General features: G+C 38.5%; 26 protein-coding genes and 1 pseudogene. 23 read left to right on the top strand and 4 right to left on the bottom strand.

All coding sequences use genetic code 11. The features are described 5' to 3' along the window. The first annotated feature begins 264 nt into the window (after positions 1-264). From ACEN31_RS05935 to ACEN31_RS05865, 15 genes are all read left to right on the top strand, one after another. The gene (locus ACEN31_RS05935) at positions 265-573 is read left to right on the top strand and encodes a putative quinol monooxygenase (RefSeq protein ID WP_407101818.1); all 309 of its coding nucleotides are present in this window, start codon (positions 265-267) and stop codon (positions 571-573) included. Positions 574-948: 375 nt separating this feature from the next. Beyond that, complete coding sequence (locus ACEN31_RS05930) at positions 949-1,239, top strand: hypothetical protein (protein ID WP_407101820.1); 291 nt, start codon at positions 949-951, stop codon at positions 1,237-1,239. A 36-nt stretch (positions 1,240-1,275) separates the two neighbouring features. Further along, positions 1,276-1,575: a hypothetical protein gene (locus ACEN31_RS05925; protein ID WP_407101822.1), complete on the top strand. Its 300-nt coding sequence runs from the start codon at positions 1,276-1,278 to the stop codon at positions 1,573-1,575. Between the two features lie 8 nt (positions 1,576-1,583). Next, the gene (locus ACEN31_RS05920; RefSeq protein ID WP_407101825.1) at positions 1,584-1,781 is read left to right on the top strand and encodes a helix-turn-helix transcriptional regulator; all 198 of its coding nucleotides are present in this window, start codon (positions 1,584-1,586) and stop codon (positions 1,779-1,781) included. 12 nt (positions 1,782-1,793) lie between these two features. Further along, positions 1,794-1,997: a hypothetical protein gene (locus tag ACEN31_RS05915; RefSeq protein WP_407108920.1), complete on the top strand. Its 204-nt coding sequence runs from the start codon at positions 1,794-1,796 to the stop codon at positions 1,995-1,997. Positions 1,998-2,065: 68 nt separating this feature from the next. Then, positions 2,066-2,347, top strand: coding sequence for a putative immunity protein (locus tag ACEN31_RS05910; RefSeq protein ID WP_407108922.1), 282 nt, complete (start codon positions 2,066-2,068; stop codon positions 2,345-2,347). A 40-nt stretch (positions 2,348-2,387) separates the two neighbouring features. Beyond that, positions 2,388-3,749, top strand: a complete 1,362-nt coding sequence (locus ACEN31_RS05905) for an aldehyde dehydrogenase (protein ID WP_407108919.1) — start codon at positions 2,388-2,390, stop codon at positions 3,747-3,749. A 15-nt stretch (positions 3,750-3,764) separates the two neighbouring features. Next, positions 3,765-4,307 (top strand): DUF1697 domain-containing protein, encoded by a 543-nt coding sequence (locus tag ACEN31_RS05900; RefSeq protein ID WP_197103773.1) that lies wholly within the window; start codon positions 3,765-3,767, stop codon positions 4,305-4,307. A 16-nt stretch (positions 4,308-4,323) separates the two neighbouring features. Next, positions 4,324-5,196 carry a hypothetical protein gene (locus ACEN31_RS05895; protein WP_407108918.1) on the top strand — a complete coding sequence of 291 codons (873 nt, stop codon included), beginning with the start codon at positions 4,324-4,326 and terminating at the stop codon, positions 5,194-5,196. A 6-nt stretch (positions 5,197-5,202) separates the two neighbouring features. Beyond that, complete coding sequence (locus tag ACEN31_RS05890; RefSeq protein WP_407089504.1) at positions 5,203-5,535, top strand: putative quinol monooxygenase; 333 nt, start codon at positions 5,203-5,205, stop codon at positions 5,533-5,535. 409 nt (positions 5,536-5,944) lie between these two features. After that, the gene (pyrR, locus tag ACEN31_RS05885; protein WP_407093798.1) at positions 5,945-6,451 is read left to right on the top strand and encodes a bifunctional pyr operon transcriptional regulator/uracil phosphoribosyltransferase PyrR; all 507 of its coding nucleotides are present in this window, start codon (positions 5,945-5,947) and stop codon (positions 6,449-6,451) included. Positions 6,452-6,563: 112 nt separating this feature from the next. Then, the gene (locus tag ACEN31_RS05880) at positions 6,564-7,460 is read left to right on the top strand and encodes an aspartate carbamoyltransferase catalytic subunit (protein ID WP_407093799.1); all 897 of its coding nucleotides are present in this window, start codon (positions 6,564-6,566) and stop codon (positions 7,458-7,460) included. Next, positions 7,457-8,722, top strand: a complete 1,266-nt coding sequence (locus ACEN31_RS05875) for a dihydroorotase (RefSeq protein WP_407108917.1) — start codon at positions 7,457-7,459, stop codon at positions 8,720-8,722. The genes ACEN31_RS05880 and ACEN31_RS05875 overlap by 4 nt, the downstream gene beginning before the upstream one ends. A gap of 12 nt (positions 8,723-8,734) precedes the next feature. After that, positions 8,735-9,664, top strand: a complete 930-nt coding sequence (locus tag ACEN31_RS05870) for a dihydroorotate dehydrogenase (RefSeq protein ID WP_407108916.1) — start codon at positions 8,735-8,737, stop codon at positions 9,662-9,664. Between the two features lie 38 nt (positions 9,665-9,702). Beyond that, a complete protein-coding gene (locus ACEN31_RS05865) occupies positions 9,703-9,843 on the top strand; it encodes a hypothetical protein (RefSeq protein ID WP_407108915.1) in 141 nt (46 codons plus the stop codon). 13 nt (positions 9,844-9,856) lie between these two features. Here ACEN31_RS05865 and ACEN31_RS05860 read toward each other — a convergent pair whose 3' ends face one another. Further along, positions 9,857-10,165 carry an MGMT family protein gene (locus ACEN31_RS05860; RefSeq protein WP_407108914.1) on the bottom strand — a complete coding sequence of 103 codons (309 nt, stop codon included), beginning with the start codon at positions 10,163-10,165 and terminating at the stop codon, positions 9,857-9,859. Between the two features lie 193 nt (positions 10,166-10,358). Between ACEN31_RS05860 and ACEN31_RS05855 the strand changes: the two are divergent. Then, positions 10,359-11,180 (top strand): annotated as a pseudogene (locus ACEN31_RS05855) (macrolide 2'-phosphotransferase); the annotation flags it as partial. A 23-nt stretch (positions 11,181-11,203) separates the two neighbouring features. Next, positions 11,204-11,506 carry a DUF1294 domain-containing protein gene (locus ACEN31_RS05850; RefSeq protein ID WP_407089522.1) on the top strand — a complete coding sequence of 101 codons (303 nt, stop codon included), beginning with the start codon at positions 11,204-11,206 and terminating at the stop codon, positions 11,504-11,506. 64 nt (positions 11,507-11,570) lie between these two features. Here the strand turns inward: ACEN31_RS05850 and ACEN31_RS05845 are convergent, their stop codons facing one another. Continuing rightward, positions 11,571-12,269, bottom strand: coding sequence for a PspA/IM30 family protein (locus ACEN31_RS05845; protein WP_138404174.1), 699 nt, complete (start codon positions 12,267-12,269; stop codon positions 11,571-11,573). 24 nt (positions 12,270-12,293) lie between these two features. Continuing rightward, entirely contained in the window at positions 12,294-13,358 is a 1,065-nt protein-coding gene (locus ACEN31_RS05840) for a hypothetical protein (RefSeq protein ID WP_407108913.1), read from the bottom strand. A gap of 176 nt (positions 13,359-13,534) precedes the next feature. Here ACEN31_RS05840 and ACEN31_RS05835 point away from each other — a divergent pair, with 176 nt between their 5' ends. The 5 genes from ACEN31_RS05835 (at position 13,535) to ACEN31_RS05815 (ending at position 17,577) form a co-directional block, all read left to right on the top strand. After that, the gene (locus ACEN31_RS05835) at positions 13,535-14,362 is read left to right on the top strand and encodes an exodeoxyribonuclease III (RefSeq protein WP_407108912.1); all 828 of its coding nucleotides are present in this window, start codon (positions 13,535-13,537) and stop codon (positions 14,360-14,362) included. Between the two features lie 136 nt (positions 14,363-14,498). After that, positions 14,499-15,269 carry a M15 family metallopeptidase gene (locus ACEN31_RS05830; protein WP_407108911.1) on the top strand — a complete coding sequence of 257 codons (771 nt, stop codon included), beginning with the start codon at positions 14,499-14,501 and terminating at the stop codon, positions 15,267-15,269. 31 nt (positions 15,270-15,300) lie between these two features. Beyond that, on the top strand, positions 15,301-15,648 hold the full coding sequence (locus ACEN31_RS05825) for a zinc ribbon domain-containing protein YjdM (RefSeq protein ID WP_138404178.1): 348 nt from the start codon (positions 15,301-15,303) through the stop codon (positions 15,646-15,648). 233 nt (positions 15,649-15,881) lie between these two features. Next, a complete protein-coding gene (locus tag ACEN31_RS05820; RefSeq protein WP_407108910.1) occupies positions 15,882-16,655 on the top strand; it encodes a serine hydrolase in 774 nt (257 codons plus the stop codon). 28 nt (positions 16,656-16,683) lie between these two features. Further along, positions 16,684-17,577, top strand: a complete 894-nt coding sequence (locus ACEN31_RS05815; protein ID WP_407108909.1) for a DMT family transporter — start codon at positions 16,684-16,686, stop codon at positions 17,575-17,577. A 404-nt stretch (positions 17,578-17,981) separates the two neighbouring features. Here ACEN31_RS05815 and ACEN31_RS05810 read toward each other — a convergent pair whose 3' ends face one another. Then, positions 17,982-18,632, bottom strand: a complete 651-nt coding sequence (locus ACEN31_RS05810) for an SDR family oxidoreductase (RefSeq protein ID WP_407108908.1) — start codon at positions 18,630-18,632, stop codon at positions 17,982-17,984. 604 nt (positions 18,633-19,236) lie between these two features. Between ACEN31_RS05810 and recQ the strand changes: the two genes are divergently transcribed. Further along, entirely contained in the window at positions 19,237-21,390 is a 2,154-nt protein-coding gene (recQ, locus tag ACEN31_RS05805; RefSeq protein WP_407108907.1) for a DNA helicase RecQ, read from the top strand. Positions 21,391-21,392: the final 2 nt, after the last annotated feature.

Genomic DNA, 21,392 nt, shown 5'->3' with positions numbered 1-21,392 from the left:
TTCATCCGTGGTAAGATGGGTGTAGGTCATTTGTGGTCACTCCTTTGTATTCTTTGGTCGGAATTACAAGTTGAGTGTACCACAAATGGCTGTTTTAGTTGTCTAGCTTAATTTTACAATCGGCGTATAGTAAACTCCTTAAGTATTTTTTATGCATTTATTATAGCATATGTTTGAATAAGAGGGTCATGAGTAATAAAATAAAAGTGCAAAGGTCAAAAGTCAGTCAAACGGTCATAAAAGCAATGAATAAGGAGTACAAAGATGGAATTATACAGTGTAAATGGAAGTATATCGGCAGCGGACGGCAAGCGTGAAGAACTTTTAACTTACTTGTTAGAAGCAGCAAGTGAAATGGAAAATGTTGAGAACTGTTATATATACAGTGTCGGCATTGATCCAGAAGATGCAAATAAAGTGTATATTTATGAGGTCTGGGAAGATAAAGAAGCCCACCAGAATTCCTTGTCACTAGATGTATTTAAAGAGCTAATTACAAAGGCAAAACCAATCATTACAGGCATGTCAGATTATCCATCACTAATTATAAAAGGTGGTAAAGGAATTAAATAACTCTAATTGAGAGACCGTTGCATTACAGGCATGTCAGATTATCCATCACTAATTATAAAAGGTGGTAAAGGAATTAGATAACTCTAATTGAGAGACCGTTGCATCACCGGCAAGTTAGGAAAACCTGACTTGTCGGTTTTATTTTTGATAATCTAATTAAACACGCATTCGAAATTAATCCGAGTACTAGATTAGAGCCAAACACGCATTCGAATTCAATCCGAGTACTAGATACCAGCTTTTTCACTCCCTCACTTTTCATTCTAGCATATTTCATAACCAATGATGTCAAATATGTTTGACACAATTGAAAATTTCCCTTACACTATAAATGTAAAGAGTTTTTGACACATTTTAAACATCGGAGGTGATTTCATGCGTAAGAAAGATGAAATGGAAAAAAAGATAGCTGATAAGTCGGTGAAAATATCTTGGTTTGTTACCGTTATGACTTTGTTTATTATTGGTTTTATAGAACAAATCAAAACTGGAGAAAGAAATATTTTTCTAGTTATAGCCATCGTATCAGTTTTGACAACTTTATTCTTAGAGCGATTCATATTAGCTAAAATAAATGAAGATAATTCTTTTATTAAGTTTATTTTGCTAGTAATTGTGCTAACGGCATTAATGTTACTCATTGCTTGGCTATCAATTAGTTGGTGATTGATTTAAAGGGAGTTAATTTTAGGAGGAAATTTTATGAATTTAGTAGTAATAGTGTTTTATGGTATTTTAATAATTTCCGTACTTCTAATTGGATGGACTATCTACGAAATCCTTAAGATTGGTGATGAAAGACGTAAAGAAATTATTCAAGAAGCATCGACGCAAATGTTTGGGATTACGATATTTGGATTACTGTTTGAAATAGGTCAAATGGTATATCAGAACTTATTAACAGATACCCAATATTACTATAATCCGTTAACGGATTTACTAGTAAAAAGTATCTTCTTTCTTGTATTACTAAATATAAGTAAAAGAAAGTATGGGGGATAATTTAGGACTTGGAGAATCAAATAAAAGAATTACGGTCGTATAAGAAACTTTCGCAAGCAAGCTTAGCGAAGCATTGTAAAGTTTCAAGACAAACAATTAATGCAATTGAGAACAATAAGTATGATCCTTCATTACAACTGGCATTTGACTTAGCTGAGATTTTAGAAACGACTGTGGATAATTTATTTCGTCCAGAAAGGCAATGATAGAAAGGAAAGATGTCTATGGATCCACATGCTTACGCTTGGAGTGCTCGGGAAAGGCAGCTATACATAGATGGCAAGATTGAACTCCCTACAAAATACAAGATAAAAACTCAGGACTCAGCTGACCTAAGACTTGAGTTAGAAGAATTACTTGAGACTTTACCTCAAAAAGATTTAGCAACATGGGCCAGTCAAAATGCCCAGAACTTTCTCTAATACATTGATATCGAAGATGAGAGTTTAAAAGGAAGAATCGTCACAGAAGCAAGTAAAGTGCGCATCAACTGTGTCAGACAGGCTTTCTCGCTAACAAGCTAGACCAACAGTCCATTAATGACATCAGCAAGTTTTCAGTCAGAGTCTTTGCTCAAGTCGTGGCAACCGGACATATGCAAGGAGACGCGATAGTCTCTTCAGATTATGCGATTAAAGTAGTCAATATACTCTATTACCATGATGAACAAGCTGCCATTAACGAAATTATTTGGATAAATTTTTTTACAGGCAAGGTCTGTAGAAAGTCTTTTTTTATTTTCAAACAATCCATTCACATGTTTGGAGGTTAATTGCGGTCAATGATATACTTTTAACTGAAAGGGGCGTTTCATGATGCAAGTTAAAGCAGAACAAGAAATGTTTTTAAGAAGTGGCATAACCTTGGATGTGAACTTTAGAATTAGACAATTAAAACGATTAAAAGAGGCAATTAAGGCGCATGATGTTTTGATTTATGATGCGCTGAAAAAGGATTTAAATAAACCCGTCTTTGAAAGTTATGTGACAGAGTTAGGCTCGGTCTATAGTGAAATTGATTATATGATTAAACATGTAAAAGATTGGGCCAAACCCAAACGCGTTCCAACGTCTCTGGCGCATTTTTATTCTAAAAGCCATATATATCAAGAACCATATGGGAGTGTCTTAATTATTGCACCATGGAATTTTCCTATTCAGTTAAGTTTCGTACCACTTGTTGGGGCGATTGCGGCAGGGAATTGTGTCGTATTAAAGCCTTCCGAATTAGCACCACATACAGCTAGGGTAATTCAACAAATTATTGAATCAGTGTTCGCACGCGAATATATTGCAGTTGAACAAGGTGATGGGAAAGTATCTCAGCAATTACTCAAAGAAGGCGTCGATTATTGTTTCTTTACTGGAAGTACTCAAGTTGGAAAAGTAATTATGGAGACAGCGAGTCAAACATTAACGCCAGTAACACTAGAACTTGGCGGAAAAAGTCCAGTCATTGTCGCAAAAGACACCAATATCAAACATGCTGCTCAACGGATTGTTTGGGGGAAATTCACCAATGCTGGTCAGACTTGCATCGCGCCTGATTATCTTCTCGTTGATGAAGCGATTCGTGATGACTTGATCAGCGCCCTCATTGAAGTCATTGAAGAATATTACACGAAGAAACCTTTAGAGAATTCAGATTATTCTAAGATGATTAATAAAAGACACTTCAAGCGTGTGAAGAAATTAATGAAAAATCAAAGTGTTATTTATGGCGGAGGCAGTAATAAAGAGATGCTAACTATTGAACCCACGTTAGTCTTGGAACCGGAACTCGATACAGAATTAATGCAAGAAGAGATCTTTGGTCCGATATTACCGATATTAACTTATAGAGAAGTGAGTCAAGCAGTAGAATTTATTCGTTCAAAAGACAAACCACTTGCCTTATATTTATTCACGCAGGATAAATCTTTGAAAGAGTATATAATAAAAAATCTATCTTTTGGTGGCGCAGCGATAAATGACACGCTGATTCATCAAAGTAATTACAATCTCCCATTTGGTGGAGTTGGTGCGAGTGGGATGGGGCAATATCACGGCAAATATAGTCTCGAAACCTTCTCACATCCAAAAAGCGTCATCGAGAAGACTGACTTGTTTGATATTAAATTACGCTACCCGCCCTATAAAGATTGGGCCCTAAAATTTATTAAAAAAATTATGTAAAAAGGAGTCCAAACTATGCGCTATGTACTTTTACTCAGAGGAATTAATGTCGGTGGTAAGAATCGAGTGGTGATGGCGGAACTTAGGGAAAAACTAGAAGCGCTTGGATTTACCGAAGTGACTTCCTATATCAATAGCGGTAATCTTTTCTTTAATAGTGAGGAAGATATCAATTCGATTAGAGAAAAAGTTCAAACTCATTTAAAAGAGTCATATGATTTTGATTTACTTTCAATTATTATTAGCGCTGAAGCTTACAAAGCAGATTACTTAAATTTACCGGCGTGGTGGAATGAGGAATTTGCTCGTCGAGATGTTTTATTTTATACAGAAGCTGTAGACCGAGACGCTTTTAAAGAAGAAGTAGCAAGTATGAGTTTAGGGAATGAAGAAATTCATTTTGGTGAGTTAGCAGTTTATTGGGGGAAATACGACGAAGCCAATTACAAAAAGACGGCGTATGCAAGATACTTAGTGAAGTCTCCATTTTATAAGCAAATTACTGTTCGAAATGGAAAAACATACGAAAAGATTTATCAAAAACTAATGGAAAATTAAAGAAGGCAGGTACAAAATGAAATTATTAGTATTAGGTGGAACCAATTTCTTTGGAATGAAGGCAGTACAACAATTATTAGTTAGCGGTCATGATGTGACGATTGCAACACGTGGAAATAAACCAAATCCCTTTGAAGGAAATGCTATGCACATTACTCTAGATGCACGCGATGCGAGTCACGAAGGATGGGCTGAAGTGACTGAACAGACTTGGGATGCAGTCTTTGACAATATTTGTTACACGGCAGATGATGCACGAATTATTATGGATAAATTCAAGGATTCTATAGAACATCTTTACTTTACTTCGTCTATGGCGGTTTACAGTGGGGATATTGATGGCCACACTGAAGCAGACTTTGATCCTTTAACTTATCGTATTGACCCAAATATCGAAGTAAATTATGGCGAAGGGAAAAGGCAAGTTGAACAAGTATTATTTACTGAAGCACCGTTCAAACTTACAGCATTTCGCTTCCCCATTGTCCTAGATTTAGATGATTATACTGAGCGACTGCATTTTTATGTTGAGGAAGTAATGAATGACGAAGTTGTATACTTTACGGATCCAGAAATTAAAGTAAATTATGTCAAAGGAACGAAAGCAGCAGAGTCGATTGTGTGGGCGATTGAGAATCAAAAAGAGGGCATTTATAATATTAGTTCACGCAACGCAATTACTGTCGAAACTTTTATAGCTTGGTTAGAAGAGATGACTGGAAAAGAAGTAAAGGTTGAGTATACGAATGACCGGTCACATGAATCACCATTTAGCACTGTTCATGACCAATATTTGCGTTCAGATAAGATTGAAGCTGAAGGCTTTGAATTAAACAATCTCGAAGACTGGCTGAAACCACTAATACAAGATATTGCACAAGAAGGATAAAGTTGCATGACAATTACAATTAATATTTATTACACAGGCAAGGAAGGCAATGCTCTAAAATTTGCGAAAGAGATGATGTCAAAAGGCGTCGTTGAAAGAATCCGAAGCGCTGAAGGGAATTTAAAGTATGAATACTTTGCGCCCTTAGAGGACGAAACGACCATTCTATTAATTGATAGTTGGACCGATCAAGCAGCCATTGACCGACATCACGCCTCTTCAATGATGCAAGAAATTAAAGACTTGCGCGAAAAATACGATCTCACCATGAAGGTTGAACGCTATGTGAGTGATGAAGACGGTGTGCCTGAATCGGATCAGAAATTTATTAGAGAATAGTAAAAAATAATAAAATATGTGTACTACTCTTTGTTCATTGACTTTTATATTATCAAAAATCCTAGAGAATTAAGATTTAAAAATTAATCATAAAATTAAAGTAATTTTATCAAACTGTTTATTTATCATTTTATTTCAAATAAACTGACAAAAATGGCTTTATATCTTGATTATTAAAAAGTTCTTAGTAACAAAATACAAACTTATATATAAATTTAATTGAATAAGTCTAATTTTTACAGTTGCTTAATAAAAAATATCGTATATAATTTAGCTTAATAAGTATCCTTTAATTGGCGTCCTGTGAGACGAAGAAGGTAAGTACAGTCGGAAACTCTTTCTTTAGAGACCTCTTCTTTCGCATGCCCGCGGTTAAGGAGAGGTCTTTTCTTTATCAAGGAGGTAAACAATGGAAAAAGTTGTAATGAATGAGATGGAAATGAAACGTGCTCTGACCCGACTAGCTTATGAAATTATTGAACATCACAAAGGTATTGAAGATATTGTCCTTATGGGGATTGCGACGCGCGGGGCACCTCTGGCTGAACGCCTAGGTAAAAAAATTGCTGAGATCGAAGGCCCCGTGCTAGTTGAGTCAATGAATATCGAAGCCTACCGCGATGATATGAAGTATACCGACCAGAGACCAGAAAATTCTAGTGATCTATCAGGTAAAAAAGTCATCTTAGTTGATGATGTGCTCTATACAGGCAGATCGATTCGTGCGGCAATGGATGCCTGTATGGATCGAGGACGCCCTGCCGAAATATCTTTGGCTATATTAGTAGACCGAGGACACCGTGAATTACCAATTCGCCCAGACTATGTTGGGAAAAATATTCCTACATCTAAACAAGAACGTGTGCGAGTTCAAATCAAAGAAATAGATGGCAAGGATGCTGTCACAATATCATAAATTATTAATCAGTTTTTGACTTTAAATAGATCCGAGAGATCATAAGCGAAACTATCCTTATTTAGGTGCGTTTAGTCTCGAAGATTAAAGGCGCTTTTTTGTTAGGAGGAAGATGATTGTGAGAAATTTTTTATCTGTAGAGCAATTTGATAATGAAGGGTTATTAAATTTATTGAAGACTGCTATCGACTTTAAGGAAGGTCGTAGAACATATCAGAGTGATGCAACAGTGGTGAATATGTTTTTTGAGAATAGTACCCGGACTAAGCATAGTTTTGAGGTGGCTGAGCATAAGTTAGGCATGCTTCAAATTAATTTTGATGTCGGAAGTTCGTCAGTCAATAAAGGTGAGAGTTTATATGATTCTGTTCTAACTATGCAAGCGATAGGGGTAGATGTAGCTGTCATTCGCCACCCAGATCGAAATTATATGGACCAACTTATGAACTTAAAGATTCAAATTATTAATGCGGGTAGTGGTAACGGACAGCATCCGTCGCAATCTTTATTAGATATTATGACTATTTATGAAGAGTTTGGTGATTTTAAAGGGTTAAAAGTTGCGATAATTGGAGATATAGTTCATTCACGCGTTGCCATGAGTAATATGACATTGCTTAATCAGTTAGGGGCTGACGTTATCTTTGCTGGGCCGAATGATTACTTTGACATAAGCTTTGAGCAGTACGGAACGTTTAAAACAGTGGATGAAGCAGTAGCGGAGGCAGATGTGGTGATGATGCTTCGTGTTCAATTGGAGCGCCACGGATCAGAGGATATGCATTACGCAAAAGAAGACTATCATGCTATGTATGGATTAACTCGTCAACGTCACCGAACAATGAAGGATACAGCCATTATTATGCATCCAGCACCAGTGAACCGTGATGTTGAGTTGGCGGATGAATTAGTGGAATGTGCACAAAGTCGAATTGTTACTCAAATGTCCAACGGGGTCTATGCACGTATGGCAATTCTAGAGTGGGTCTTAAAAGGGAGAGTAGAATGAAACTAATATTAAAGAATGGTCAAAGAGTGGTAAAAGATAATGAATTAGAGTCTATTGATATCGCAATTGAAGAAGGAGTGATTGTTGAATTAGGGCATGACTTGGAGGGTGAGCAAGTGATTGATTTAAAAGGAAAACTCATCACAAATGGTTTAGTTGATATTCACGTTCACTTTAGAGAACCAGGTTTCACTGATAAAGAGACTATCTTGAGTGGATCCAAAGCCTCAGCTCGTGGCGGTGTTACAACTGTTTGCGCGATGCCTAACACCAATCCTGTTCCAGATACACCTGAGAAATACCAAGCTATTCAGGATATGATCGAGCGTGATTCAGTTGTTAAGACTTTTCAATATGCACCCATTACTGAGGAATTACGGACAGATAAATTAGTTGATATGGCAGCCATTGATGCTTTCGCATTCACTAATGATGGGGTGGGCGTTCAAACAGCTGGAATTATGTATGAAGCGATGAAGTTAGCTGCGAGTCTTGACAAATCCATCGTCGCCCACACTGAAGACGAGAGTCTACTTTACGGTGGGGTCATGCATGAAGGTATTCGCAATAAAGAATTGGGTTTGCCAGGGATTATGGGAATTGTAGAAAGCAGCCAGATTGCTCGTGACATTCTCATTGCTAAAGAAACTGGCGTCCATTATCATGTTTGTCACGTCTCTTCGAAAGAATCTGTCGAGGCCATTCGAGAAGGTAAGCGACAAGGAGTGAATGTTACTGCCGAGGTGACACCACATCATCTAATACTTAATGAGATGGATATACCAAGTGATGACGCTATCTTCAAGATGAATCCACCATTACGTGGCAAAGAAGATCAACGCGCATTAATTGAAGGACTAGCTGATGGAACGATCGACTTTATTGCGACTGACCATGCGCCCCATACTATGGAAGAAAAGTCTGGTGGATTTATTGATGCTCCATTTGGAATAGTGGGTATCGAGACGTCCTTTGCTTTAATGTATACTCACTTTGTTGAAAAGAATTTGATGACTTTAGAATTTCTAATTGATCGCATGAGTCACCTGCCAGCCCGACTCTTTAACTTACCTATGGGTGAATTGAAAGTGGGTGGTGTTGCAGATATTGCTGTTTTTGATTTAGAAAAAGAGTATGTGATTAACTCGGATGATTATTTATCTAAAGCTGCTAATACGCCTTTTAATGACTATAAAGTCAAAGGTATGTGTGCTTTAACTCTAGTTGATGGTGAGATAGTGTATCACGCACTTGAAATTTAAGGAGAGAATATAATGAACAGACTAAAAGTAAATCTTCCAGGTATTGAATTGAAGAACCCTATTATGCCAGCTTCAGGTTGCTTTGGTTTCGGTGAAAGTTACGCAAAACACTATGATCTAGGTTTATTAGGTGCCTTAATTACTAAAAGTACGACACTTGAAGAACGTGTGGGTAATCCTGCACCACAATATGTGCATAGAGAAAGAGATGTATTGAATTCCGTAGGACTAAAGAATCCAGGCGTAGAAGCCGTTCTATCTGAGAAATTGCCTTACCTTGAAGGCTTTGATGTACCAATCATTGCGAGTGTCGCAGGGTCTACCGAAGAAGATTACATCGAAATGTGCCGTCAGATTTCTACAGCACCCAATGTCAAAGCAATTGAATTAAATATCTCCTGCCCGAATGTTAAAGAAGGCGGTGTAGCTTTTGGGACGAATCCAGAAGTGGCCGCTCGCTTAACTAAAGCTTGTAAAGCTGTGACCAGTCTACCTATCTATGTGAAGCTAACGCCCAACGTAACAGATATTGTAGAAATTGCCCAAGCGGTAGAGGCAGCGGGAGCCGACGCCATCTCAATGATTAATACGATAACAAGTATGGCCTTTGACTTAACGACTGGCCAGCCTATCTTAGGTGGGATCACAGGTGGTTTATCAGGTACCGCACTCAAACACGTTGCCTTAAGAATGGTCTATCAAGTTGCGAATGCCGTGACTATACCGATTATTGGTATTGGCGGCATCAAAACGGTTGATGACGTGTTAGAAATGTATATGGCGGGTGCCACAGCCGTTCAAATAGGAACAGAGAATTACAATAATCCGATGGTTTGTCCAGAAATTATTCGCGACTTACCAGCAAGAATGGATGAATTGGGGATTGAGTCAATTCAAGCTCTTATTGATCAAGTTAAAAGTAACCGCGCTTCTAATAAATAGAAAAAATAATCATTTGAGTAAATTCAAGCAAAATGGGCATGCTGTTTGTCTTTAGTTACCCGAACTCAAGCCGAATGGAATTGCCGTTTGTCTTTAGTTTAGCGAACTCAAGCCAAATGAAACCACCGTTTGTCTTTAGTTTAGCAAACTCAAGCCAAATGACATCGCCGTTTGTCTAAAGTTAAGGCGGAATCACATATCCCACTGGAAACTTTTCATGTCCACATGTGTTGGTTTTTTAAATTCAACGCCTTCATCAAGTAACAAGTCCTTTTGGTTAGGGAAAGTTGGGGCGAGTCTCCCCGCATGATTCACCACACGATGGCAAGGGTAAGCGCCGTAGTAACTAGCCTGGCTGAGTCCTTTTCCGACGAGGCGAGCGTTTTTTGGGCGGTCAATGAGTTTAGCAATTTGTCCGTACGAAGCGACTTTTCCTTTAGGGATCTCGTCAACGACGGAAAGTATTTCATAGATTAAGTCTTCTGATAATTTTGCGACCATGAAAAGTCCTCCGATCTTACATTTTATATATAATATACCATAGAGGGCATTTGGTATTCGCTACTGACTAAGTTATAATTAGAGGACAAGATTTGAAGCAGTTATTATAGAGGGCCAACGAAAGGGTGATGACATGATTGAATTAGCTAAGAAAAATGGCATCTAATTAAAAGAGGAGACCTTACAAGACGTAAATATTGGCTTAGATTTTAAAGTTGTGATCGCCGAAGATATCAATGGGCAAGAGTGGATATTACGCGTGCCAAGACGAAGAGATGTTTTTCTAAAAGCGCAAGCCGAAAAGAAAATATTAGAACTCGTCAATGAAAATACAAAGTCGATCCAAGTCCCAAATTGGGAAGTTTTTACAGAAGAGTTAATTGCCTATAAGTCACTGGAAGGGCAGGCGGCTGTCACGACTGATTCGGTAACTCAAGAGACAAGTTGGGTTTTTGATGTGAATCAAGCGCCAGCTGAATTTACAAAGAGCCTAGCTAAAGCAATGGTAGAAATTCACAGCATTTCCAAAGAAAAAGTGGCAGAAGCGGGCTTGCGAGTAGACTCAAAAGATCAGTTACAAGAGATGATGCGCCAGCGAATAAATCGTGTGAAGGAAAACTATTCGGTTCATGAATCGCCTTTAGAGCGGTGGGAAGCTTGGTTAAGTCAAGGCGACTTGTGGCCAAAAGAGACCGGCTTTATTCATGGTGATTTGTATCCAGGTCATATGTTGATTGATTCCAATTCAAAAGTCATCGGAATTATTGACTGGACTGAGGCAAAGCATATGGATGTTTCCAATGACTTTACAGCGCATTACTTATTGTTTGGAGAGGCTGAGTTGGAGAATTTAATTCAGGAATATCAAGCAGCGGGCGGATATACTTGGCTAAAGATGAAAGAGCATATTATTGAAGTTCTATCAACGCAAGCCATTACGATTGCGGAGTTTGCGGAAACTTCTGGAAGTGAAGATTATAAAAAAGCAGCTCAAGATATGTTGAGTCAAGGCTAAGTTACAATAGAAAGAGTGAATAAATGCAAGAGTATATTAGAATGATAGAGATGATCGTCATCTTATTTATTGGTTTAATGAATGTGTACACGTGTCATCTTTACTACCGTGATAAACAATATTCACGAACTGGGCAATACCGAATTTCAGAAAGAAAATTACTACAAGCGAGTTTTCTGTTTGGAGGTCTAGGTGCTTTCTTAGGCATGCGTTTCTTTAGACATAAGACGAAGCATCGTAAATTTCAGTTTTGGGTTCCAATTACTGCAGTGTTCACTGTAGGAGTGTGGGCTTGGCTCGTTTCGGAAGTACTACAATCTATATAAGTATGTACAAAAAACGCCTTTCTTTCAGTTACAAGCACTGAAAGAAAGGCGTTTAAATTTATTATTAAGATTCTGTATCTGTTGAATCTAGACCCATTTGTTGTTTAAGTCGAGATAATTCATCTTCAACAGCAGCGGAAGTATTTGAAGCGTATTTTTCTTCTAAAGCTTTGGCTTCGTCAATCGGTTCCGTATTTAATTCTGACATAGCATTTGCTTCGTCTAGCATACGGTTCGCTTTATCTTCCATTCTTTCGAAGTTTCCAATTGCATTCTCAGATTGAGTGATGTTACCTGTGGCATCATTGATTGTTTTTTGAGTATTTGCCACTGACATTTTACCTTTAATCATCGCACGACGTTGTTTTAATGTGTCGATATCTTTAGCAAGCTTGTCATGCATTTGACGCATTTTAACGGCATTTTCATGAGCTGCAGCGTAAGCTGTTGCGTAACCGGCACCGATATTTTCAACTTCTTGTTTTTTAGTTAAGAAGATACGTGCGTCAGCTTCGTTGTTAGCTTCTAAAGCTTTCTTAGCTAATTCTTCGAATTTCTTCACTTCTGCTTCGTTCTCATCGACTTTACGTTTGCTGCGAGTTTCTTCAGCCATCACACTTGCGGTACTTTCTTTTACTTCAGCTAAGTCTTCTAACATATCACGTAAGTATTGGTCAATCATTTTCTCAGGATCTTCCATGCGGTCAATAATTGAGTTGATATTTGCACTGATAATGTCTTTAAATCTATTTAGTATAGCCATAATGTAATTCCTCCAAATTGTATATTATTTGTCTTGGTATTTTTTTGCTAAATCGTCTGCTTCTGAACTTTTTCCAAAAGTGTCAATCGGTTTACTCAACATATCTTCGGTACGTTTGGCTTCAATCGCTTCTTGTTGCTTACGTTTACGCCACCATAAGAATAGGATTCCAACGAGAATCACGCCACCTATTACTAGTAGTACAGGTATCCAAGGTGAGGTTGTTACGTCCATAATTCGATCAGCTGCATCTCGGAATGATTTACTAAAGAACTCAGAAGTGTTGAGATTCATGTCATAGTAATATCGATCAATGTAATCTAATAATATGTCTGCTGCTTCTCTATCAATCACTTGGTCAGCTTGGGAACCCGTGACATAATAGGTTGTGTAATTACTTGGTGTTCCTTCATAAAACATTAACAATAAGTGAGCTTCATCGGTGAATAATTCATCGTAAAGTTTATTGGCATATTCCTCTACTTCCGACATTGATGCATTGTTTGAAACATTAATTTCAGTTGTAATATAGACGTGAGGTTGTACACCTGTTTTTTCATAGAAATGACGTAATCCATCATTCATAACAGTTTGGTTTTCAACCCAGTTAGCGTCATCGGTGTAATAATCCGTTTCATTGACTGATCCTGCAGGAAGTGGTTCACGTTCAACGGTTGAGCGCGTTACAGAAGTTTCAGAGCTAGATGAAGTATTATTCGAACTCCCACCCATACCACCAAATATCATTGGTAATATGAACATGATAATCACACCAATAATGATCATTGAGATGAGTGTGGTTGAACAGCCACCGCCACCTCCGCCTCTATAAGGGCCTCCACCAAAGGAACTTCTTCTACGACGAGAACCCCATGAGTTAAAGATTGGTCCGGTTCGAATGACTGGACGAGAATTGTAACCTCCGCCGCCCCAAGAACCGCCACCACCCCAAGAGCCTCCGCCACGACTACCACCGAATGATCCGCCACCGCGTCCACCAGAACTACTGCGACCACCGCCACCACGAGACCCACCGAAGCCACCGCTGCGACCACCGCCGCCACCTCCGCGGCCTCCTCCTCTTGCCATAGACATCCCTCTCTTCCATTATTTCCATCATAGTTATCTTTATTTAAATATATCATAAAGCGCTATCATCAATCAATTTTGAACCCTTTTACAAAGAAATTGTCACAATGTTTGACCATCCAATCAGTTAAATATAAAATGAATAAGAATAAATAAAGTATACGAGGAGAATGACAGTGAAATTAATTTCATGGAATATCGATTCACTTAACGCAGCTTTAACAAGTGACTCAGCGAGAGCAGAATTATCAAGAGCTGTACTAAAGACAATTAAAGATGAAGATCCAGATGTAATAGCGATTCAAGAAACTAAATTATCAAGTAAAGGACCAACTAAAAAGCATTTAGAAATCTTGCAAGAAGACATGCCAGATTACACCATCGCTTGGAATAGTTCAAAAGAACCTGCCCGTAAAAGTTATGCAGGGACAATGTTCTTATTCAAAAACTACCTTTCACCTAATGTTACTTATCCAGAAATTGGGACACCAAGTACCATGGATGCGGAAGGGCGTATTATTACACTTGAATTTGATGATTTCTTTATTACACAAGTATATACACCGAATGCTGGTTCGGGCTTAGTTCGTTTAGAAGAGCGTCAACAATGGGATATTAAGTATGCGGATTACTTAGCAAGCCTTGATAAAGAAAAACCAGTCATCGCAACAGGTGACTATAATGTCGCTCACAAAGAAATTGACTTGAAGAATCCTAAGAGTAACCGTCGATCAGCTGGCTTTACGGACGAAGAGCGTGAAGGGTTCACAAATCTATTAGCTCGCGGTTTTACAGATACGTTCCGTTATATTCACGGAGATGTGGAAGGCGTTTATTCATGGTGGAATCAACGCGCGAAGACTAGTAAAATCAACAACTCAGGGTGGAGAATTGACTACTGGTTAGTAAGTGACCGAATTGCGGATAAAGTTCAAAAATCTGAAATGATTGATTCAGGAACTCGTCAAGACCACACGCCAACCTTGTTGGAAATTGATATTTAAAATGTATTATAATGACACATCAGTTTGTTTTATATTGGCTGGTGTGTTTTAGTTTAAAAGCTTATTGAAAAAAGGTTGTCTTACTGAGAAAATTTGAGATAATAGATGAGTAATCTTAATGAAGGAGCTTAAATTAATGAAATTTAAAATAAAATGGCGTTATTTTTTAATGACAATGGTTGTCTTGATAACTTTACCCGTTAAAACCATTGGAGCGATTGAGTTGATTGATACCGAACTCATTGAACCATTTAAATCTGATTTAACTGTAGAAGAATTAGTTGAAGCCTTGCCAGAGGATGCGTCTTTAGATGATCCAGCACTCATGCTGATCAACCGAGAAAACCGTTTGGAAGCAGATTTAGACATGGAATTTGCTTGGACAGGGACGGGACATGCCTACAACGCGAATATTTTCGAAGAGTTTAATGCTTTAATTACCGCAGCAGAACAAGCTGGATACTACTTTGAAACTGTCTCTGCTCACCGAACAATTGCCTATCAAGCAATGAACTTTGATAGTCGTTATAATATGTATATTGCGGATGGTTATAGTGATGCGGATGCCTTTTATATGACGGACATGTTTGTTGCCCCAGCAGATGCGACTGAACATTCGACTGGATTGGCTTTTGATTTACTTGGAACGGATTGGCAAGAATACGGACGTGATTTACACCAAGCATACGGCCAATACGGTTCTGCGATTTGGCTTGCTGAGAACGGTCATGATTATGGCTTTATCTTACGCTACTTAGAAGGCAAAACACATATCACTGGTTACGAATACGAACCTTGGCATATTCGTTATGTAGGAGAAGACCACGCGACATTTATGTATGAACATGGTTTGACTCTTGAAGAGTACTTAGCTTTAATCAATTTAAGAGATACAGCTGAGGAATGATTATTTTCAATAAAAAATAAGGAGGTGCAGAATGGAAAACGTACCTAATTGCCCACAATGTCAGTCGGAATACACGTATGAAGATGGTGCATTATTCGTCTGTCCGGAATGTGCTTACGAATGGACTGCAAGTGAACAAGCAGACATCGAGGCTAGCGAAACGATTACAGATTCGAATGGGAATGAGCTTGCGGACGGTGATACAGTTATCGTTGTCAAAGATTTGAAAGTAAAAGGTTTCAAATCAGCGATTAAGCAAGGAACGAAAGTAAAGAACATTAAGTTAATTATTGATCCAGCCGATGGACATGACATTGATTGTAAGATTGATGGTTTCGGAGCGATGAAGTTAAAGTCTGAATTCGTTAAAAAAGCATAAACAATTAAGTTTTACCTCACTGAATAAAGTGGGGTATTTATTTAACAAAAAATGAAGAGGTGGGCAAGTTGTTAAAGAAAATATGTTAGTAGTTTCCTTGTTTTTATTGGCGGCGTGTAGCACATCTGAAGAATCTGTGCCAGTTATTGAAGACTCAAAGTGAGTCTGTTGTGAGTGAGATAGAGGAGTCTGTGACTGAAGAATAATCTCAAGACTATAGTCAATTCACCTCTATGGAAGAATTAGTGACTGCAACAATACATGAATTCGGTTTGAATCCAGAGGCTGTTTTAGTTGCGTATTATAATTACCAGACTGATACGGATTTTTTCTATAATGAGCGGTCACAAATGCTTGTTGGAAGTGTGACGAAAGTAGGTGTCGCTAGACTTTACGCTGATTTAATTGCCGATGGTGTGATGTCTTCTGAGACAGAGCTACCTTATAGTGACGCTTTGTTCGAGGAGGGTGCCGGCCCAGTGACGAATGGTGAGAAAAATGCGTCATATCCTTTATATGAGTTGTTTTACAATTCATTAGCTCTGTCAGATAACACCGCTTTTAATATGCTTTTCTCTTATTACCAGCAAATTTATGGAAATGTGCAAGAGTCACTTTTAAATTTAAGCGGACTGTCGTTTGATCAAGCTGAGTATACAACGAATAACATGGCTGACGCCCAGATGATTTTGAATATTTTACTTCCCGTCGCCACTGAAGATAAATACAGTTATATTTTAACGTCACTTAGCGGGAACACCGAGGCAGAATATTTTAAAAAATACATCCAAGAAGGTATGTTCACAAAATACGGTAGTATCGGCGGGTCTCTTCACGACTCCGGTATTTATATGGAGGACGGCGAACCGGTCTATGCTTTAGTTGTCTTAACGAATGGCCAAGGAAATGTAGATAAATTTCTAGCGACGATGAACCTTAGAATGAATGGGGCAAATTACAACAACAAAACACCCAAACAGATTAGAATTATGTTAGAATACTATTAAAACTTTAAAAGCTGAGGGGGATTGTGTTTTGGAAAAAGTTAAATTAGTGGTCGCAATGTTAATCGTGGGGTCCATTGGGATTTTTGTTCATTTTATTCCGCTGCCATCTGCTGTGATTGCGATGTTTAGAGCTGTTATCGGAACACTTTTCCTGCTCGGGGTTATGATTTTTAAGCAAACTAACATCGATTGGGCTGTCGTTAAGAAAAATGCGAAATACTTAATTATTTCTGGAACTGCGATTGGTTTTAATTGGATTTTCCTATTTGAAGCGTATCAATATACAAGTGTGGCCGTTGCAACTTTGTGCTATTATATGGCACCAGCCTTTGTGGTATTGCTAGCACCTTTCGTTTTAAATGAAAAAATGACGATTTATAATCTCATGAGCACAGTTGCTGCCTTGTTCGGAGCGGTCTTGATTTCAGGTGTGTTTGGTGGGGTGCAAGTTAACTTAATCGGCGTCGGATATGGAATCGGTGCAGCAGTTCTGTATGCGTGGATTATGATTTTAAATAAAAAGACTAAAGGCTTACCAGGTTTAGAACTGACCTTCTTCCAATTGTTAGTTTCAGCAGTGGTGATGGTTCCTTATGTGTTCCTGACCGAGGATTTAAGTAGGTTGAGCTTTACACCTTCAGTGCTTGGCCTATTACTGATTGTCGGAGTTATTCACACAGGCTGGGTTTACCAACTCTTCTTTGAAGCTTTGAATAAATTACCAGCTCAGACGTCCTCACTCTTGAGCTACATTGATCCAGTTACAGCTATTATCCTATCGGCAGTATTGCTACACCAACCTTTAAGCACGATACAAATGGTTGGGACGCTGTTTATTCTAGGCTCAACGGTCATGAATGAGGTATTTAACTTTAGAAAGCAGAGATCAAGTGTACTAAAGCAGTCCGAAAATTTAATATAGTAGGTTAAAGACACTATTCTTGAATGGAATAGTGTTTTTTTATGTTTGCGGGGCGTCGTGAACTGGCGCGACGCTACGCATTTTCGTTTGCGGTTCATCGTGCCGACTCACGACACCCCGTATCCTCATTTGCGGTTCATCGTGCCGACTCACGACGCCCCGCAAAGTCAGAATTTCACTCGATTCACCAGTTTCAACTACTGACTATTCTTCCAATGAAAACTAGTATTATTTAATTTGTCAATTAAATGATACTTGGGAAACACAATATATAAAAAAATTTAGAGTTTACAAATGCAGGGGGTACACTAATACATAGTGATGAAGATAATGAATAAATCCATAAAAATAACCGAGTCAGTCACTTTATAATGTGATCTGACTCAGTTATTATTCGTTATATATTATAGTGATTTAACAGCGTCATTCACGTCTTTGTCGCCAGCTAACACTTCAAATTCTTTCTTAATTGTGTTGTCGTTTTCTAATACGGCAACCAGTGTGCGAGCAACATCTTCACGTGGAATCTCATTGATTTCAAAGTCTGTTCCTACTTTGATGTTTCCAGTACCGCTTTCGTCTACAAGAATACCTGGGTGAACGATAGTCCAGTCTAATTCTGTACGGTTTTTCAACCATTCATCTGCATAGTTCTTAGCGATGGTGTATACTTGCAGTGAATTTTCTTTTTCCATTTCTTCGCGTCCAGTACGGAATGTACTTACCATCACGAATCGTTTAACGCCGACATGTTCAGCAGCTGTCATTGCTTTAATTGCACCGTCTAAGTCAATTTTCACTGTCTTGTCTAAGCCTTTTCCTCCAGCACCTGCACTGAATATTACTGAATCCATGCCTCTAGCTGCTTCGGCTAATTCATCGATTGAGTTCTTAGTTAAGTCGAGTAATACTGTTTCGATACCTCGTTCGCTAAAGAAACTTTCTTGTTCAGCCTTACGTATCATAGCTTTTTCTTGAATGCTTTCATGGTCTTTGACTATTTCAGCAAAGTGTCTAGCAACTTTACCATTTGCTCCTACTACTAATACTTTCATTAAAAAACTCCTTTCAAAAGCTTTTAACCTAATGTATCTTCTACCTAATCTTAACAACAACGCTTTTTGTTTACAAAGAATTGGATTGTGAGGGGGAGTTGGTTTGAGCTGATTGCAGAGAGAATGATTCGGTGACCGTAGTGGAACGCCTTCAGCTAATCACTTCGGCTAAAGCCTTGTGATTGAGCTTCCGTCTCGCTCTGCTACTGCATCCATACGTCGCTACCGCTCCTATGGCTTCATGTGCGCACAGTCGTCCTAATACTACGGTACCTCATCATTCTCTCTTTCATCAGCTAACTAAATTATATTATTTTAACATTAAGCTAAAGCTATATATGAATTGATATTGAAGTGACAGAGGAAATTCATGTGCCATGCAAAAGGACGATCTACCGCATTAGATTCTGTGCGAACGTTAGTGAGCTACAGAAGCAATAGGTAGGCGAGTCAGAAGCTCATTTGTATAAATACGATAGTGTTTATACAAAAAGCTACAGACGTTCCCATGGCTACAATGAATTTCCACTGGAACGAAAATATCGATGAATCACCTCATGTTCTAAATAATTCAGTTGTATGTTAAACTATTTAAGGATAAAAAATGATTTTAGAAGAAAGGGCGTATTTTGTGCAGTTAGAAGCATCATTACAGGAGCATTTTGGGTATTCTTCCTTTCGCCCTGGGCAAAAAGAAATAATAAACACAATATTATCTGGGCAAGATACATTAGGGATTCTGCCAACCGGGGGCGGGAAGTCAGTATGTTACCAACTCCCGGCTTTAATGTTGCCTGGCTTAACCGTAGTGATATCACCGTTGATTTCATTGATGAAAGATCAAGTGGACACGTTGACGCAACTAGGAGTACAAGCAGCTTATTTGAACTCGACTATCAGTAGTGAAGAGTTCCAAGATATAATACAACAACTGCGCCAAAGAACATTGAAGATGTTATATGTGGCACCTGAACGGTTAGAGAATCCAAGTTTCCAGGAATTCTTAAGTAAACAAAATATCTCACTATTTGCTGTGGATGAGGCGCACTGTGTGTCTCAATGGGGCTTTGATTTCAGACCAAGCTACCGAAACATTACACAATTTATTAACCAATTGCCTCAAAGACCGAGAATGGCGGCCTTCACCGCAACAGCAACGAAACGTGTTCAAGACGATATTGTGGCTCAATTGGAATTAGAAGATCCAGGCGTCTTCATTAATTCCTTTGACCGACCAAATATCAAATTCTCAGTCATCGAACCTAACAATCGTCTAGTGACTTTGCATAGTTTAATTAATCATGATGAAGCAATTATTATTTATGCCAACACGCGTAAACAAGTCGACAAGTTGCATTTAGAGTTGAAGCAACAAGGTTATGCCGTGAATAAATATCACGCGGGGATGGAACACGACCAAAGACAACAATCTCAATCTGAGTTTATTAATGATGAGTGTAATATTATTGTTGCTACAAATGCTTTTGGAATGGGAATTGATAAGACGGACGTTCGGAAAGTGATTCATTTTAACTTGCCGAAAGATTTAGAAAGTTATTATCAAGAAGCAGGTCGTGCGGGACGAGACTCATTAGATGCGGAAGCGATTCTTTTATATCACTCACAAGATATTATGACCAATAAGTTCTTAATTGCGCAAAGTAATGATGAATTAGCTCACCGCCGATTAGAAATGATGATACAATACGCAAGTTTCACGGGTTGCTTACGGAATTTTATCTTAAGATATTTTGGCGAATTTCCTAATGAACCGTGTGGAAATTGTTCAAACTGTATGGGTGAAATGCGTCAAATCGATGTGACAAAAGAAGCTCAGATGATCTTATCGTGTATGCTTCGAATGAAGCACCAATTTGGGATGACGATGATTATTGATGTTCTGCGTGGAAGTCAGAATCAACGAGTCTTAGATAATCGCTTTGACGAGCTATCGACTTACGGCATTATGAAGACTTATTCCGTTCAACAAATTCGCGATATCATCTCAGCCTTATTGGCGTATCAATATATCAGCGTAACGGAACATCGCGGTTTATATGCGACTGAAGCGTCTAAGATGCTTTTGATGGGTCAAACGTCTTTAACGATTAAAGAACGTAAATACTTGAAAGCTTCAACGAGCCGCAGACGAACAGTATCTAAAAATGTTAACCCGGATCTGTATGAACAATTACGTCAAGTTCGGGCACAATTGGCCAAAGAAGAGGGGATGCCGGCTTATATTATCTTCTCTAATAAATCCTTGGAAGATATGGCGAGTCGCATGCCGAATACATATGAAGAATTCCTTGATGTTGAAGGAGTTGGCTCGGTTAAAGCCGAGAAGTATGCGGGTTATTTCTTGCCAGCGATTCAAGAATATTCGTCTTCGAATCCGAATGCGACAGTCGAATCGGAACCGCACCGTGAAAGTGTTGAGACACAAAGTAGTGGCGGCCAATCGAGTTATCATCTGAGTGCTCAGTACGCAGAGCGTGGACTGACGCCTTTAGAGATTGCGATTGAACGTAATATCACTGAAGCAACTGTCTTGTCGCATCTGACTCAAGCTGCGGAGCAAGGGGATTTGGAAGTGTTTGACGCGGATGTGTCATCGTATATTAAGAACCAAATCAAGCAGGCGATTCGAAAAGTTGGAACCAATTCACTGAAAGATATTAAAGAGGCTTTGCCTGAAAAGATTAGTTATGATGATATAAAATACGTCCTGATTGATTATTTAGTAAACAATATTTAATA

The sequence above is a fragment of the Ruoffia sp. FAM 26255 genome, assembly GCF_045528525.1.
In the GTDB taxonomy this organism is placed as follows: Bacteria; Bacillota; Bacilli; order Lactobacillales; family Aerococcaceae; genus Ruoffia; species Ruoffia tabacinasalis.
This window is presented reverse-complemented; position numbering and strand designations above follow the sequence as displayed.

What these genes read in the sequence shown, in the direction of transcription:
- ACEN31_RS05935 (WP_407101818.1), top strand. Translation starts at nt 265, where the DNA reads ATGGAATTATACAGTGTAAATGGAAGTATATCGGCAGCGGACGGCAAG.
- ACEN31_RS05930 (WP_407101820.1), top strand. Translation starts at nt 949, where the DNA reads ATGCGTAAGAAAGATGAAATGGAAAAAAAGATAGCTGATAAGTCGGTG.
- ACEN31_RS05925 (WP_407101822.1), top strand. Translation starts at nt 1,276, where the DNA reads ATGAATTTAGTAGTAATAGTGTTTTATGGTATTTTAATAATTTCCGTA.
- ACEN31_RS05915 (WP_407108920.1), top strand. Translation starts at nt 1,794, where the DNA reads ATGTCTATGGATCCACATGCTTACGCTTGGAGTGCTCGGGAAAGGCAG.
- ACEN31_RS05905 (WP_407108919.1), top strand. Translation starts at nt 2,388, where the DNA reads ATGATGCAAGTTAAAGCAGAACAAGAAATGTTTTTAAGAAGTGGCATA.
- ACEN31_RS05900 (WP_197103773.1), top strand. Translation starts at nt 3,765, where the DNA reads ATGCGCTATGTACTTTTACTCAGAGGAATTAATGTCGGTGGTAAGAAT.
- ACEN31_RS05895 (WP_407108918.1), top strand. Translation starts at nt 4,324, where the DNA reads ATGAAATTATTAGTATTAGGTGGAACCAATTTCTTTGGAATGAAGGCA.
- ACEN31_RS05890 (WP_407089504.1), top strand. Translation starts at nt 5,203, where the DNA reads ATGACAATTACAATTAATATTTATTACACAGGCAAGGAAGGCAATGCT.
- pyrR (WP_407093798.1), top strand. Translation starts at nt 5,945, where the DNA reads ATGGAAAAAGTTGTAATGAATGAGATGGAAATGAAACGTGCTCTGACC.
- ACEN31_RS05880 (WP_407093799.1), top strand. Translation starts at nt 6,564, where the DNA reads ATGATTGTGAGAAATTTTTTATCTGTAGAGCAATTTGATAATGAAGGG.
- ACEN31_RS05875 (WP_407108917.1), top strand. Translation starts at nt 7,457, where the DNA reads ATGAAACTAATATTAAAGAATGGTCAAAGAGTGGTAAAAGATAATGAA.
- ACEN31_RS05870 (WP_407108916.1), top strand. Translation starts at nt 8,735, where the DNA reads ATGAACAGACTAAAAGTAAATCTTCCAGGTATTGAATTGAAGAACCCT.
- ACEN31_RS05865 (WP_407108915.1), top strand. Translation starts at nt 9,703, where the DNA reads ATGCTGTTTGTCTTTAGTTACCCGAACTCAAGCCGAATGGAATTGCCG.
- ACEN31_RS05860 (WP_407108914.1), bottom strand. Translation starts at nt 10,165, where the DNA reads ATGGTCGCAAAATTATCAGAAGACTTAATCTATGAAATACTTTCCGTC.
- ACEN31_RS05850 (WP_407089522.1), top strand. Translation starts at nt 11,204, where the DNA reads ATGCAAGAGTATATTAGAATGATAGAGATGATCGTCATCTTATTTATT.
- ACEN31_RS05845 (WP_138404174.1), bottom strand. Translation starts at nt 12,269, where the DNA reads ATGGCTATACTAAATAGATTTAAAGACATTATCAGTGCAAATATCAAC.
- ACEN31_RS05840 (WP_407108913.1), bottom strand. Translation starts at nt 13,358, where the DNA reads ATGGCAAGAGGAGGAGGCCGCGGAGGTGGCGGCGGTGGTCGCAGCGGT.
- ACEN31_RS05830 (WP_407108911.1), top strand. Translation starts at nt 14,499, where the DNA reads ATGAAATTTAAAATAAAATGGCGTTATTTTTTAATGACAATGGTTGTC.
- ACEN31_RS05825 (WP_138404178.1), top strand. Translation starts at nt 15,301, where the DNA reads ATGGAAAACGTACCTAATTGCCCACAATGTCAGTCGGAATACACGTAT.
- ACEN31_RS05820 (WP_407108910.1), top strand. Translation starts at nt 15,882, where the DNA reads ATGGAAGAATTAGTGACTGCAACAATACATGAATTCGGTTTGAATCCA.
- ACEN31_RS05810 (WP_407108908.1), bottom strand. Translation starts at nt 18,632, where the DNA reads ATGAAAGTATTAGTAGTAGGAGCAAATGGTAAAGTTGCTAGACACTTT.
- recQ (WP_407108907.1), top strand. Translation starts at nt 19,237, where the DNA reads ATGATTTTAGAAGAAAGGGCGTATTTTGTGCAGTTAGAAGCATCATTA.